At 65.3% G+C, this 14387-nt stretch carries 14 protein-coding genes and 1 pseudogene; 7 read left to right on the top strand and 8 right to left on the bottom strand.

Features of this window, described 5'->3' with window-relative positions:
* The first annotated feature begins 2 nt into the window (after positions 1–2).
* From FOY91_RS02025 to FOY91_RS02010, 5 genes and pseudogenes are all read left to right on the top strand, one after another.
* Positions 3–377 carry a nuclear transport factor 2 family protein gene (locus FOY91_RS02025; RefSeq protein ID WP_145147603.1) on the top strand — a complete coding sequence of 125 codons (375 nt, stop codon included), beginning with the start codon at positions 3–5 and terminating at the stop codon, positions 375–377.
* A 10-nt stretch (positions 378–387) separates the two neighbouring features.
* Positions 388–1749, top strand: a complete 1362-nt coding sequence (locus tag FOY91_RS02020; protein ID WP_145147601.1) for a phosphotransferase — start codon at positions 388–390, stop codon at positions 1747–1749.
* Between the two features lie 32 nt (positions 1750–1781).
* Positions 1782–2045 (top strand): annotated as a pseudogene (locus tag FOY91_RS02015) (nuclear transport factor 2 family protein); the annotation flags it as partial.
* Positions 1978–2223: a limonene-1,2-epoxide hydrolase family protein gene (locus FOY91_RS22740; RefSeq protein WP_420822850.1), complete on the top strand. Its 246-nt coding sequence runs from the start codon at positions 1978–1980 to the stop codon at positions 2221–2223. The pseudogene FOY91_RS02015 and the gene FOY91_RS22740, both read left to right, overlap by 68 nt.
* A gap of 136 nt (positions 2224–2359) precedes the next feature.
* Positions 2360–3580 carry a cytochrome P450 gene (locus tag FOY91_RS02010; RefSeq protein WP_145147597.1) on the top strand — a complete coding sequence of 407 codons (1221 nt, stop codon included), beginning with the start codon at positions 2360–2362 and terminating at the stop codon, positions 3578–3580.
* A gap of 140 nt (positions 3581–3720) precedes the next feature.
* Here FOY91_RS02010 and FOY91_RS02005 read toward each other — a convergent pair whose 3' ends face one another.
* The 6 genes from FOY91_RS02005 to FOY91_RS01980 are packed head-to-tail and all read right to left on the bottom strand — an operon-like array spanning position 3721 to position 7886.
* Entirely contained in the window at positions 3721–4464 is a 744-nt protein-coding gene (locus tag FOY91_RS02005) for an SDR family NAD(P)-dependent oxidoreductase (RefSeq protein ID WP_145147595.1), read from the bottom strand.
* Positions 4461–5294 (bottom strand): alpha/beta fold hydrolase, encoded by an 834-nt coding sequence (locus FOY91_RS02000; protein ID WP_145147593.1) that lies wholly within the window; start codon positions 5292–5294, stop codon positions 4461–4463. Before FOY91_RS02000 ends, FOY91_RS02005 begins: the two co-directional genes overlap by 4 nt.
* A gap of 9 nt (positions 5295–5303) precedes the next feature.
* Positions 5304–5825, bottom strand: a complete 522-nt coding sequence (locus FOY91_RS01995; protein ID WP_145147591.1) for a VOC family protein — start codon at positions 5823–5825, stop codon at positions 5304–5306.
* Positions 5826–5865: 40 nt separating this feature from the next.
* The gene (locus tag FOY91_RS01990; protein ID WP_145147589.1) at positions 5866–6261 is read right to left on the bottom strand and encodes a MaoC family dehydratase; all 396 of its coding nucleotides are present in this window, start codon (positions 6259–6261) and stop codon (positions 5866–5868) included.
* The gene (locus tag FOY91_RS01985; RefSeq protein WP_145147587.1) at positions 6258–6713 is read right to left on the bottom strand and encodes a hypothetical protein; all 456 of its coding nucleotides are present in this window, start codon (positions 6711–6713) and stop codon (positions 6258–6260) included. The genes FOY91_RS01990 and FOY91_RS01985 overlap by 4 nt, the downstream gene beginning before the upstream one ends.
* A 9-nt stretch (positions 6714–6722) precedes the next feature.
* On the bottom strand, positions 6723–7886 hold the full coding sequence (locus tag FOY91_RS01980) for an acyl-CoA dehydrogenase family protein (protein ID WP_145147728.1): 1164 nt from the start codon (positions 7884–7886) through the stop codon (positions 6723–6725).
* A 262-nt stretch (positions 7887–8148) separates the two neighbouring features.
* Between FOY91_RS01980 and FOY91_RS01975 the strand changes: the two genes are divergently transcribed.
* A complete protein-coding gene (locus FOY91_RS01975) occupies positions 8149–10725 on the top strand; it encodes a TonB-dependent receptor (RefSeq protein WP_145147585.1) in 2577 nt (858 codons plus the stop codon).
* Between the two features lie 37 nt (positions 10726–10762).
* On the opposite strand, the gene FOY91_RS01970 is transcribed toward FOY91_RS01975, so the two are convergent.
* Together FOY91_RS01970 and FOY91_RS01965 are read right to left on the bottom strand one after the other, a co-directional pair.
* A complete protein-coding gene (locus FOY91_RS01970) occupies positions 10763–13096 on the bottom strand; it encodes a membrane-bound PQQ-dependent dehydrogenase, glucose/quinate/shikimate family (protein ID WP_145147583.1) in 2334 nt (777 codons plus the stop codon).
* A gap of 10 nt (positions 13097–13106) precedes the next feature.
* Positions 13107–13559, bottom strand: coding sequence for a nuclear transport factor 2 family protein (locus FOY91_RS01965; protein ID WP_145147581.1), 453 nt, complete (start codon positions 13557–13559; stop codon positions 13107–13109).
* A 173-nt stretch (positions 13560–13732) separates the two neighbouring features.
* On the opposite strand from FOY91_RS01965, the gene FOY91_RS01960 reads away from it, so the two are divergent.
* A complete protein-coding gene (locus FOY91_RS01960) occupies positions 13733–14257 on the top strand; it encodes an ester cyclase (RefSeq protein ID WP_145147579.1) in 525 nt (174 codons plus the stop codon).
* The last annotated feature ends 130 nt before the right edge of the window (positions 14258–14387 follow it).

The raw sequence follows: 14387 nt of genomic DNA, 5'->3' as shown, positions 1-14387 counted from the left end.
TCATGACTGCCACCGAAGCCAACAAGGCGCTGGTACGTCGCTATATGCAGGCGCTGATGGACGGTGACGGCGACACGATCGAGGCGTTGCAGCACCCGGACGTCAAATGGTGGATCCTCGGCGTCGGCGACATGGACCGCGACGCCTTCACCGCATCGGTGCGCGGCGGTCTGCTCGCCGCGACGGAACGGCGGGTGGAGATCACCTGCCTCACCGCGGAGGGGGATCGCGTGGCGGTGGAGGCTCGGAGCGAGATGACGTTTCCCGACCGCGTCTATCGCAACCGGTATCACAATCTGCTGACGATCCGCGACGGCCTAATCGTGGAAGGCCGGGAGTATATGGATACCCGTGCCGCCGCCGAAGCATTCGCCTGAGGATATCGAGATGAGCGACACCGCCGGCACGCCGGATTATGACGATGCCGCCGTCGCCCGGCTGCGCGGCTTCGTGGAGGAGATCGCTGGCGGGCGGATCGTGCGGATGGAGCGACAGGTGCGCTGGCGGCCGGCCTGGTTCGTCGACGTGGAGCGGGCCGACGGTACGCCGCTGCATCTGCACCTGCGGGGCGACCGATCGGGCGACGTGGCGATCTTCCCCGAACTGAAGCGCGAGGCGGATATTCAGCGGATTCTGGCCGATCATGGCATCCCGGTGCCGAAGGTGCATGGTTTCTGCGCCGATCCGCCGTGTACGGTGATGGACGCGATCGGCGGCACGCGCGACTTCTCAGGCTTGGACCGGGCGGAAAAATCGGCGGTCGGGCGTAGTTTCATGCAGGCGGTGGCGGCGATGCACGCCTTGCCGACCGCACCGTTCGAGGCGGTCGGAGTAGAGCGGCCGGAAGGGGCCGAGGCGATCGCGCTGGTGGGGCTGGAAGCGTATCTGCCACATTATCGCCGGACGAAAAGCCGACCCGAGCCGTTGCTGGAGTTCGTCATCGGCTGGTTGCGGCGCAACGTGCCGACGCATCGCACCGCGGCCACCTATATTCAGTTCGATTCCGGCCAGTTCCTCGTCGAGGACGGGAAGATGACCGGGCTGTACGATTTCGAGTTCAGCATGATCGGCGATCCGATGACCGATATCGCCACGATTGGGATGCGGGACAGCTACGAACCGCTCGGTGCGCCGCTGGCCGAGCTGGTGCGATATTACGAGGAGGCGAGCGGCGAACCGGTGGATCATCAGGCGATCCTCTTCCACGTGTTGCAATTCTCGACTTTGGGGACGATGCAGTTCACCGGCACCGTCGGCGCGCCCAAACCGGGTGATCCGCATGCCGTGTATCTTCAGTTCGATCTGGCGCTCAGGCGGTCGATCGTTCTCGCCCTTTCAGCGCTGAGCGGCGTCGCCTTGCCCGACCTGCCGCCACTGCCCGAGCAGCCCGGTGGCAACTCGCCGCTGATCGCCAAGCTGGTCGATACGCTGGCAGGGGTCCGTCCGCTCGAACCGATCGACGCCGCGCAGAAGGTGCAGGCGACGGAACTGGCGGAATGGATTTCCCGCATTGACCGGCATGGTGCGGTGGTGTCGGCGGCGGACAGTGCCGATGTGGTGGCCTATCTCGGTGAGGACGCCGATGACTGGCCGGCCGCGCTGGAAGCGCGGGTGCTGGCGGCCGGGCCGGCGGAGGACGCCGCGCTGATCAGGCTTCTCGCCGCGATCGAGGGGCGGCGGTTGCAGATGTTCGGGCCGACCGCGATCGGCGCGGCGGCGATGGCGGTGGTACTGCCCAAAACGCGCTGAACGCCCGATGACCGATCAGACAGGGAAGCGACATGGCCGATCCGCAAAAGCAGGTGCTGAATTTTCTCGGCGCCTTTTCCGACAAGCCGGATTTCGCGCGCCTGCGTGCCTGCTTTTCACCCGATGCCTATTACCAGCCACTCGTGCCGATGTTGCAGACCTATCGCGGACGTGACGCGATCATCAATATCCTCCGCACGCAGTATCAAACCTATTACGACTGCCGATGTGAGATTCACACGATCGCCGCGAACGGCCGTTCCGTGTTTTACCGAGCGCACCAATTACGTCATTCTCCGCGCGGGCGATCGCCGCGTCGCCTCTCGGGTCTGCGCGGTATTCGAGGTGGCCGAAACCGGCCTTATCATCGCCTGGCGCGAATATTGGGACACCGCCGACATTTCCCGCCAGATGAGTGTTGACGTGGCGGGGGTGCTGGCCGCCGCCGTCGGTGACGAACAGGCGATCGCCTAAGGCGGTCGCGTCCCGATCCGGCTGGCATGTCCCGGTGCGCGCACGGGGCAGGCCGCCGCGCGACCTGTCTTTGGTTAGGCTGCCACGCAATGCATGCGAACTAGAAGACTATAAACGACGATCTCAGGAGATACCCATGGCCACTGCCGCGCAGAACGACATTCCGCCACATGTTCCGGCCGAGCTGGTGGTGCGGCTGCCGCTGTATGCGCGCGTGAACACCTACGACAATCCACAGGAAACGCTCATCCCGGAGATGCACGCCACCCTGCCGCCGATCTGTTATGCCACCAATGTGTTTCCCGGCGATCAGCCCGGCTGGTTCCTGCGCCGCGCCGAGGACGTGCAGGCGATCCTGCGCGACCCTGACAATTTCACCAAGAACGGCATGGGAAAATGGGCGCAGAACATCGGTGAGGACTGGCTGGTGATCCCAACGGAGATCGATCCGCCGATCCATACCGACTACCGCAAGGCGCTGAACCCCCATTTCTCGCCACAGAAGATGTTCGCCCTGAAAGACCAGATCCGCGATCGCGCGCGTACACTGATCGACGAGTTCAAGGATCGTGGCGAATGCGATTTCATCGGCCAGTTTTCGGAACAGTACCCGGTCAACATCGTGCTCGACCTGCTCGGTCTGCCACAGGAGCGGATGCCCGAATTCCTCGAATGGGAAAAGGAGATGTTGCACACCAACGACTGGCAGGTGCGCGGCGATGCCGTCCGGAAGGTAAAGAATTACCTGATGGAGGAGATCCAGGCGCGTCGCCAGTCGCCGCGTGACGACTATATCAGCAAGGTACTGGACTTCGAGGTGGACGGTCGCAAGTGGAACGAGATGGAGGTCTTCGGCCACTGCTTCAATCTCTACCTTGGGGGGCTGGACACGGTGACGTCGCTGCTCGGCAACATCTTCAACTTCCTCGCGCAGAACCCTGAAAAGCAGAACAGTCTGCGTGCCGATCCGTCGCAGACGGTGCTGGCCGTGGAGGAGTTCCTGCGCGGTTTCGCCGTCGTCACTGCCTTCCGCATCGCCACCCGCGAGATCGAGATACACGGCCAGAAGATCATGCCCGGCGAATATGTGACCTTCGCCAGCCCGGTCATCAGCCGCGACCCGGAGTTTTATCCCGAGCCGCAGGACATTCGCTTCGATCGCAAGGCGCCGCACATGGCGCTGGGCAGCGGCATCCACAAATGTCTGGGAATGCATCTGGCACGGCTGGAATTGCAGATCGCCGTGGAGGAGTTCCTGGCCGCGATCCCGGAATTCCGCGTGAAGGACGGGTTCAGGGTGCCCTACTTCCTCGGCAACATTCTTCACGTCTCCGACTTGCACCTGCAATGGAACTGAGGCGCGACGGCAAGGGAGCGGCAGGATCACGGCCACGCGGCCGCTGGTTCTGTCCGCATCTCATGATGGTGTCGATCGCCACTGTGACGATGTGGGGGATGCTGCTTTATTACCTCGTCGTGCGCTGAGGCGGTGGTCGGCTAAAGGCTGAAGCCCCCGTCGACGATCAGCGTCTGGCCGGTGATGTAGCGGGCGCGGGGGGAGGCGAGGAAGGCAACGGCCTCCGCGATTTCCTCCGCCGTGCCGAAGCGGCGCAGCGCGATCCGGCGGCGCTGCGTTTCCCACACCGCCGGATCGTACAGATCGCGGAGGAAGCCCGCGCCGAGCCCGGCATCGATGATGCCGGGCGCGACCGCATTCGCACGAATACCGGCGCGCCCTTCCTCCTTGGCGACCGCGCGGCACAGCGACTCGATCGCCGCCTTGGGCACCGAGGAAAGCGCATCGCCGGGGGGATAGGCGTAGTTCGCCACCGACGTGATCGCGACGAACGCGCCGCCGCTGTTCTGACGGAGGTGCGGCAAACCGGCGGCGATCACACGCGTGAAGCCGATCAGTTCGGTTTCGATCACCTCGCGCCATGACGGCTCGGCGATCGTGCTGACGAAAGGCTGGGCGATCGCGACGCCGCCGGCGAAGATGATCGTTTTCAGGGGGCCACAACGATCGGCCGCGTCGGCGAAGGCGGCGGCGATGCCATCGGCATCGGCGAGGTCGCAGCGGACCGGATAGGCCTTGGGTCCGATCGCCCCGGCGAGCGAGACGGCGGTCTCGCGGTTGCTGCGATAGCCGATCGCGACCGCATCGCATTCCGCGGCAAGCGCACGGCAGACGGCCTGTCCCAGTCCGCCCGATCCCCCGACGACGAATGCCGTGCCGCTCATGGCGTCGGAGGGCCGAGATGGCGCAGCAGGGTTTCGGCAAAGGCATCGTTGCGATCGGCGGTGAACATATGGCCCGCGTTGGCCGCCGTCTCGACGCGGAGTTGCGGGGTCAGCGCACCGAAGCGGGCGACGCTCTTTACCGATACGATCTCGCTATGCTCGGCCCGCACCAGCACCACCGGGCATCGCAACGCCCGCGCCGCTGCCTGCAACGTCTCGCCTTCCGATGGCGGGTGGAGGAAGGCGGGATCGGTAGTGCGGGGATCCCAGTGCCAGAACAGGCGCCCGTCCACTCGCCGCATCGCCCTAGCGAGGCCGGCCGGGTTGGCGACGCGGGGCTGGCCGAGGTGGACGTGGAGGGCGTCGGCGGCGGCCTCGACCGATGCGAAGCCGGCGTCGCTGGCGCGGAAGAAAGCTCTGACGGCGTCCACCCCGCTGTCGTCGAGAAAGGGGGAGACGTCCGCCAGCATCACCAGCCGCACCGCGCCGGGTCGCTGCGGTGCCCCGACCATCGCCGCCTGCCCGCCGCGCGACGCGCCGACGAGGGTGACGGGCAAGGGAAAGCGATCGATCAGCGCGGCGACATCACGGCCGAACGCGGCGAGCAGATAGTCGCCGTCGGCGGCCCACTCGCTGCCGCCGTGACCGCGCAGATCGACGCTGATCCCGTAGAATCCCGCCTCGGCGACGCGCCGGGCCGATCCCGCCCAGGCGCGCCGGCTTTGCCCGCCGCCGTGGAAGAACAACACCGGCGGCGCGCCCGGATCGCCATAGGCATCGCCCTCCAGCATCACGCCGTCACCGGGCAGGCGGACCGTGGCAGGCGTCATGCGGCGTCGCTATTTGGCGGCGACGGGCACGGCTTCAGCGAACGACGGATGCTCGCCTGGGCCGGCGTAGGCGAACTTGCCCGGTGCGTGATGCCAGTTGCCATCGTCCCGTGTCTCGTAGGGTGAGGCGACCTCGATCAGCGCGCCGTGAGTGCTCTTGTGCCCGACCCAGCTCCATTTCTGCCACGTCATGTCCGGATCGTTGAAGGTCTGTCCGCCGCCGGGCAGGTGCAATCCTTCAGCACGCAGCTTTTCCATAGCGGCGGGTACATCGTCGGTTGCGAAGCAGAGGTGGTGGACATGTTCGCCGACCTTCTCCAGCCGATCGCCCATCGGCGTGCCGGGGGCAGGCTGAATCAGCTGGATCTCAGTCGAATGATCGTTGACGAACGTCGCCCAACGCATGCCGACATCGGCACCGCTCGAAAACTCGTCGTACCGAACGATCCGACGCTCGAGCGACTGTGGATCAAGCACCCGCAGGATCTTGGTCCAGTCCGTCACCGCGACATCGAGATCGCGCACCACCATGCAAACGTGGGCGAAAGGTCCGCTAGGCATGTCTTGCTCCTTATCGTGTGAGTTCGATCGTGGCCGTGGCCGAATTCACCGTGCCGCGTCCATCGACGTCAAGCTGCACCGCGCAATCGATCCGATCGCCGTCGACGGCGGTCACGGTGCCGGAGACGACCGCCTTCTCGCCGCCATAGACGTTGTCGAGAAAGCGCGACTCCATCCGCTCGATCCGTCCATCGGGGAAGGCGGCCATCAGCATGTTCATCATGTAGGCGACGTTGATCGGTCCCTGATTGATGACGCGATCCCCAAGCCCCTTGGCCTTGACCACCTCGACATTGAGGTGGATCGGGTTGGGGTCGGCGAGAAAGACCGCCCATTGCTTCATCGCATCGGGGCTGACGCTTTCGATCACGAACGGCGGCAGCGCCTCGCCTGCAGCATAGCTCATGCCAGTTCCTTCCGCGGCAGCACCCATACGTTGTCGGTTTCGAGCACGACCGCGCCCGCCAGCTCACTCAGGCGCAGGCGGTACGTCAGCACGTCCATGACGCCAAGCTTGCGGCTTTTCTTGCGTTCCAGGCTCAGGATCTCGCCACCGACCCGGTACTGGCCGCCGGTACGCAGTGGCGCCTGGAACCGCACGCCGCTGCTGCCCATCATCGGGCCGTCGTCGACGTCGAACTCGCAGACCGCGCACAGGCCGGCGACGGTCTGTCCCATCGCGACCTGTGTGGCGATGTAGTAATAGATCGGGTGCGCCGTGCCGTCGCGCGCCGGCTCTACCCCGGTGGAGCGGCACAGCGCCCCATTCTCGACGGCCGAGATCGTGAAGATTTCGGTGCCGTCCAGCGTGGTGCCGGAGACGGCGGGGGCGGGGGGCAGATCGGCAAGCTCGGTCATCGCGTCTTCTCAGTAGGATCGGGGCAGGCCGAGGCTTTCGGCGATGCTGTTGCGGACCATTTCGTTCGAGATCGGCGTCATCCGCAGGATGCGGTGATCGCGCCAGTAACGCTGCATGTCGGTTTCGGCCGAATAGCCCATGCCGCCCATGATTTGGATGCCCAGATCGGCCGCCTTCACCGCATTTTCGGTCGCCACCATCTTGAGCATGTTGGCGTCCACACCGCAGGGCTTCCCCTCGGACTGGAGCTGGGCGACGTAGTAGAGCAGCAACTCGGTCGTCTTCTGCCACGTGGCGATATCGGCGACATAATGCTGGAGCACCTGAAACCGGCCGATGATGCCGCCGAACGCCTTGCGCTGGAGCATATAGGCGACCGCATCTTCCAGAACGCCATCGATCGCCCCGAGGCACTGCGCGCCCACCATGATGCGTTCGTTGTTCAGCGTCGGCAGCATCGCGTACCACGCCTTGCCCGGCTCACCGAGCACGTCCTCGTCGGGCACGAACACGTCTTCGTAATGAACCTCGCACGATCCCATCGCGCGCATGCCCAGCTTGGGCAGCAGCGAGGCGGTGATGCCGGGTGACTTGGCATCGACGAAGAACATTGTCAGGCCCTGATGCTTCTTCTCGACGGTCCGGTCGGTACGGGCGAGGACGAGCAGGCGATCGGCGACCCTGGCGGCCGTCGTCCACATCTTCGCGCCGTTCAGCTTCCAGCCGCCATCGACCTTTTCGGCATGCGTCTTCATCGCGCCGAGAACGTCGGTGCCGCCGTCGGGTTCGGTCATCGAAAGCGAGACGCGCAGTTCTCCGGCAGCCATCTTCGTCAGGAAACGCTGCTTCTGTTCTTTGCTGCCGACCGACGCGATCGTCTTGGCGCCGCCGAACGAGGTAAGACCCCATACCCACAGCAGCCCGCCGGCGGTGCGGGCGAACTCGCGTGCGAAGATCATCTGGGTGACGACATCACCGCCGAGGCCGCCATATTCCTCAGGGATGCCGATGCCGAAAAAGCCCTGCTCGGCCAGCTTGTCCCACAGGGCGACCGGATAATTCTCCTCGTCGGCCTCAAGCTGGCGCATCCAGTCCTTCGGCGCCTCGGCGTCCACCCAGCGGCGTACCACATCCCGAAAGGCGAGCTGCTCTTCCGTCAGTGAAAAGTCCATCATGCGCTCCGAACCCGGCAAGGGCATCATCTCTCGATCATCGATCCGTACCGGCCACCTATCGAAGTGCAGGTCGATGTCCGGGCTGTCCGGATGCAGGGACGACATGCGGCGGGCTGTACGGCGGGCCAAGGTTTCCTGTCCTTAATCGGAAATCCCTGTCTTCCGGTAGGAAAAGTCGGAAGGATGCACCGCTTAATCATGCAGGCTCGAAACATTATTTCGGAACAAGAACGAAACAGTAATCGGAGGGGGAAGAGGGATGACGTTCATGTCACATCGGCAGGCATGGCTGTCGGCCACGGTTTCGCTGGCGGCGCTCAGCGCGATCCCGGCTACCGCGCGGGCGCAGTCGGGACAGCCGGCGTCGGGCGTATCGACGGCACCGGCCCCGGTCACCGTCAACGATCCGAAGCCGGCGCCCGACGCCAATCGAACCCCGTCCGAATCCGGCCAGCTTACCGAGATCGTGGTGACGGCGCGCCGCACCAACGAGGCGTTGCAGACGACGCCGGTGGCGGTGACGGCGCTGTCGAACACGCTGTTGCAGGAGCGGCAGGTGGCCGAGGTGATCGATCTCGCTCGCGCGACGCCCAGCCTGAGCGTCGGCACCGGCGGCACCGGCCCGGCGACGATCGTCTATCTCGCCATCCGCGGGCAGGCGCAGAACAGCCCCAACTCCTTTTCCGATGCCGCGGTCGGCATCTATATCGATGGCGTCTATGTCGGGCGGCCGATCGTCGGCAATCTGGGGTTCCTCGATCCGGGATCGGCCGAAGTGCTGCGCGGGCCGCAGGGCACGCTGTTCGGTCGCAACACGACCGGCGGCGCGCTGAACCTCACCACCGCCCGGCCGACCGATACCTTCGAGGGCTACGTGAAAACCGGCTACGGCAACTACGATGCCAAGGTGGTCGAGGGCGTCGTCAACATCCCGCTGTCCAGCGAGTTCGCCGCGCGTTTCGCGGGCCGCTATAACGAACGGAACGGCTTTTTCCCCAATCCGGTACGCGGGTACGCGCAGGGTGGGATCAAGGGCGAATATTACGGGCGCGGTTCGCTGAAATGGGAATCAAGCACGCTGCCGGTCACGCTGAACCTGAGCGGTGACTACAACCACTACCGCGATACCGGCAACGCGACCGCCATCGCCGCGATCAACCCGGCGGGGCCGCTCGCCTTGTTCTACGGTATCTCGCAGGGTGTGCGATCGGGCGCGATCCCGGCGGCAACCCCAATCCCGCTGGCGCCCGGCGTGTCGGTGCCGGCAGGACTGTTCCGTAATTTCTCGCAAGGCCCGCTGGGGCCGATCGAGCAGCTCATCAATTCCGAGTTCGCCACCGCCGCGCAGAAACCGATCCTGCTGGCCAAGAACTGGCGGACCAACTTCGGCGCGCCGTTCACCGGGGAGGATCGGATCGATCGCCTCGGCAATTTCAACAAGGCCTATTCGTTCACCGGCAATCTGGCGGTGGATCTCGATCCTTTCACGATCAAGTCGATCACCGGCTACCGCAAATCGCGGACGAGCAGCAATCTGGACCTGACCGGCACCGCCACCGGCACCGGCGCCTTCATCACGGTCTATCGGCAGCACCAGTTCAGCGAGGAGTTGCAGATTTCCGGTGAGACCGGGCGCCTGCAATATATCTTCGGTGGTATCTACTTCCGCGAGGCGGGTGACGAGCTGTCCGATTCCGCGATTTTCTATTCCACGCCGATCGCGACCGGCGGCGACAATACGTTCGGCAAATTCGTCAGCACGTCCAAGGGCTTGTTCGCCCAAGTGAACTACAATCTCACCGACGAACTCCGCGCGACGGGTGGCATCCGCTACACGTGGGACAAGCGCTTCATCAACCGCATGGGCACAAGTCCCCGCGTCGGCCCCAACCCGCCGCGCTGTCAGGCCGGCCCGAGCGCGGGCCAGCTTGTGCCGGCGGGCGGTTGCCAGAACGCCGAAAGCGCCACGTTCGACTATCCGGCGTGGACGGCAGGGCTGGACTACAAGATCAGCCCCGACGTGTTCGTCTATGTGAAGACGAGCGGAGCCTCCAATTCCGGCGGCTTCAATTCCCGCCCGGTGCCGCCGCCGTTTTCCAGCTCGTTCAAGCCGGAGGACGTGCGGGACGTGGAGGGCGGCTTCAAGGGCGAGTTCCTCGATCGCCGGCTGCGGACGAACCTGGCCATCTTCCGGGCGTGGCAGAGCAATGTGCAGCGTATCGTCAACACCACATTCGTCGACAGCGCGGGGGCGACGCGGCTGACCCAGTTCGTCAGCAATGCGGGCAAGGCGAACACGTACGGGGCGGAACTGGAGGCCACGCTGCTGCCGTGGCGGGGCATGGACCTGACAGGCAGCGCCGCCTATCTGCACGCCCGCTACAAGAAGGGCAGCCGGTTCGAGACGCAACTTGTCGGCACGCGGGCGGTGCAGGTCGATCGTTCGGGTGAACCGATCACGCAGGCGCCGGAATGGACCGCCAACATCAGCGCCACGCAGACCTTCGAGCTGGATGCCGGCAAGCTGAAACTGCACGCCGATTACGCCTATGTCTCGTCCCGCTACTTCGATTTCTTCACGACCGGCGATCCGGCGGCGGTAGCGGCGGTGGCGATCGCCAACGAAGCGTCGCGCATCCGGGGGTACGGCCTGTTCAACGGGCAGATCACCTTCACTCTGATGGAGCCGAAGATCGAGGTGGCGCTGTGGGGCAAGAACCTGACGAACCAGCCGTTCTTCACCAACGTGTTCAACAGCTACAACGGGTTGGGCGCGACGGTTCAGTTTCAGGGCGTGCCACGCACCTACGGCGCCACGGTGTCGTACAGCTTCTGAGGAGGCGAGGGGCAGCGATCCGATCGCATGCCCCCGCCTACCGCTTCGGCAACGCGTAGGCGATCAGCGCGTCGCTGCTGCCGGAGAGCATCGCGCCATGCCCGCCGGCCGCGATCACGACGAACTGGCGACCACTGGCCGCCGACCAGTAACTGCTTGGTGAGGCGTTGCCGCCAGCCGGCAGACGCGCGCGCCACAGCGCCCGGCCGCTGGCGGTGTCATAGGCGCGGAACGCATGTTCCTGCGTCGCACCGATGAACGTGACACCACCCGCCGTCGACACCGCCCCGCCGATATTGGGCACGCCCATCGGAATCGGCAAGAAGGTGGGCAGGGTCAGCGGCCCGCTGTCACGCGAGGTGCCCAGACGCCGGCTCCACACCAGCTTGCCGGTGCGAAGGTCCACCGCGTTGATGCGGCCATAGGGCGGCTGCTGGCAGGGGATCGCGAGCGGCGACAGGAAGGGTGCGATCCGCGCGGCGTAAGGCACTCCGATCTGCGCCGCTGGTCCGCCCACGTCGCTCATGTGCGACAGGGTGGACGGCCTTACGCCCATCCGTTCCGCTTCGGCGCGGGGGATCAGGCGGTTGTAGTTGGCGACCTGATTGTTGTTGACGATCATCAGCCCGCGCTTCTTGTCGATCGCGATGCCGCCCCAGTCGATCCCGCCGAGATAGCCCGGCCAGGTAAGCGTCGGCCGGTCGACACCGAGCGGGGTCATGTCGCCATCGAAACGCGCCTCGCGGAAACGGATGCGGCAGAAGGCCTGATCGATCGGGGTCAGCCCCCACATGCCGCGCTCGCTGGGACGCGGGCCGGCGAAGGCAGGCAGCGCGGTGGAGTAGGGCTGGGTCGGCGAGAGCCGCTCTTCCGGCACGCCCCCTTGTGGCACCGGCCGTTCGACGACCGGAAATAGCGGGCGGCCGGTGACGCGGTCGAGCACGAAGATCTCGCCGCGCTTGGTCGGCTGGATCAGCGCGCGGTCGCTGTTCGGCAGATCGACGAGCGACGGCTGGGATGCCACGTCGTAATCCCACAGGTCGTGGTGCGTGGTCTGGAAGGTCCAGCGCACCGCGCCCGTACCGGCATCGAGCGCGACGACCGAACTGGCGAACCGTTCGTCGTTGGCTGTGCGATGGGCGCCGAAATAGTCGGGCGTGGCGTTGCCGGTCGGGACATAGACAAGGCCCAGCGCCTCGTCCGAACTCATCGGCGCCCAGCTGTTTGGCGTACCGCGCGTGAAGCCGGCACCGGGCGGCGGCAGGGCATGGTCGGTCGGTCGGCCGATGTCGAACGCCCACGAAAAGGCACCCGTCACCGCATTGAAGGCACGGATCACGCCGGAGGGTTCGCCGGTCCGCTGCCCGTCCGTCACCCAGCCGCCCAGCACCAGCCGGCCGCGTACGATGGCCGGGGGCGAGGTGACGAGATAATAGCTCTTCTCGACCGGCCCCATGCCGGTGAGCAGGTCGACCGTCCCGTCCCGGCCGAAGTTCCGGCAGGGCCGCCCGGAGGCGGCATCGAGGGCGATCAACCGGGCATCCACCGTGGCGGTGTAGATCCGTTCCGCGCAGGCGCCGGCGGCGCCCGGCACGCGATAATAAGCGACGCCGCGGCAGACCAGTCCGTAGATCCCGCGATTGTCGGTATGCGGGCGGTAGCGCCACAGCTCGCGGCCGGTTTCGGGATCGAGCGCGATCACGTCGTTATAGCCGGTGCAGACGAACAGCCGATCGCCGACCTTCAGTGGATTGGCCTGGAAGGCGGCGCGGGCGCCCGCCGGCAGCGGACCGGTATGGTAAGTCCATGCCGGCACCAGCGCGCCGACGTTGCCGGGGGTGATCTGCGCGAGTGGCGAGAAGCGCGATCCGCCACGATCGTTGCCATAGGCGATCCAGTCGCCATCGGCGGCGCGCGAGGGGCCGGGGCCGGGACGGGAATCGGTGGGGGCCGGCAAGCGCGCGCTCCAGAATGAAAGGCCGACGCCGCCCGCCAGCAGCAGGGCCAGCCCGCGCCACAGCAAGCGCCCGGCCGACAGCTGGCGATCGATCCGCAGCCATCGGCGATACCACGGCGTGAGCATCCACAGGCCGAGGCATAACGGCATCGCGAGTCGCGGGGCGAGCGCCCAGCCGTCCAGCCCCACCTCCCACAGCGCCCACGCGAGGTTGGTGGCGAGGAACGCCCAGAACAGCGACACCGAGAGCAGACGTCGCCGTGCGCCGAGCGCCGCCGTGGCCATCATCACAAGCCCGGTCAGCAGATACCACGGCGACCCGCCGAGCAGCGCCAGCCGCGCGCCCAGCCAGATCAGCGCAGCCCCGCTTGCCGCGAGGATGAGGAGGAACAGCAGGTTGAGCGTGCGCGCCATTTTCGCGGCTCTACGCGATCTGCCCGCGCAGCCAGTCGGGAACGCCCAGATTGTAGCATTTCTGCTCGTACAGCCGGGATATGCGCCAGCCATCGGCGGTACGGACATAATCGTGGATGTACCATAGGCCGAACACCACGGTCGCCTCGTCCGCGCCGCTGGCGATGGTCATCGGATTGTAGCAGGCGCTCTTGGTGGTGGCACGATCCCCGTCGATTTCGTAGCGCGTGGTGGAGACTGCGTGCTGCACGGCGGCGACCTGCGCGAAGCTGGCCGCGAGGAATGCCTTGATCTCCGTCAAGCCACCCTTCACGCCGACCATCTCGGAATAATCGATGACCGCATCGGCGGTGAAAAGGGCGTCGAGAGCATCGAAGTCGCGCGTATCGACCGCGTAGCAATAGCCGACCAGCAGATCCTGAATCTCGAAACGATCCGACATTTCCTGGATGCTCAATGCCACTGCGCCGCTCCCCTGCGATATTCTTTCGATCGTGGTGTTCGCATGGCGTTGCTGTTCGACCGCCTTTCTTACGGTAGGTTGCGGGTTGGCGAAGCCGGGTCAGAAAGACCCTACGCCGGGGCAGGAAGCCGTCTGGTGGCGGCCGATCCGGTCAGAAATTCAAGGAGAGAAATATGGGCATGGCCCCCTTCACCGAAGCCGATTTCGTCCTTTCGCAAGACAAGCGTAACGAGATAACGGACGGTTTGACCCCGGCCCAGAAGAAGATGGTCGAGCATTGGATGGACCTTCATGAGGTTCTCAATCGTGGCGACTGGGATGGCATGGATGCCTTCTTCAACACTGACACGATGACCTACGACAATCCCAATCGTCCCGATCTGGGCACCTATTTTGTCTGGAAGACTTCACCCAAGGGGCTATGGGATACGTTCCCGCCGTCGATCTATCGTACGGTCAAGGCATGGGGCCGTGGCGACGACGAAGTCTGCGTGCTGTGCCATCACCACGGCAAGCACACCGGCGGCCCGTACATGGGCGTGCAGCCGACCGGCAACGAGCTGAACGTGCTTTGGTTCTCGTGGCTGAAGTTCCGTGATGGCAAGATCGACCACATCTATTCGATCTCCGACGTGCTGACGATGCTCAAGGATCTTGAAGTCATCAAGGTGCCGCAGCCGGTCGATCCATACAAGTAATCCCACCTTCTTCCTCGACTCTGAGGGGCGCCCTGGCGGGGGCGCCCCTTTTTTGTCTTCGGAGCGGCCTTATGGGAACCCGGTCGGACCGTCATGCCGATGGCGTCGGAATGACGGTCGCCGGTTACGC

It is taken from the genome of Alterirhizorhabdus solaris (assembly GCF_007785815.1).
In the GTDB taxonomy this organism is placed as follows: domain Bacteria; phylum Pseudomonadota; class Alphaproteobacteria; order Sphingomonadales; family Sphingomonadaceae; genus Alterirhizorhabdus; species Alterirhizorhabdus solaris.
The sequence above is the reverse complement of the archived record's forward strand: the minus strand, read 5'-3'. Positions and strand labels throughout refer to the sequence as shown.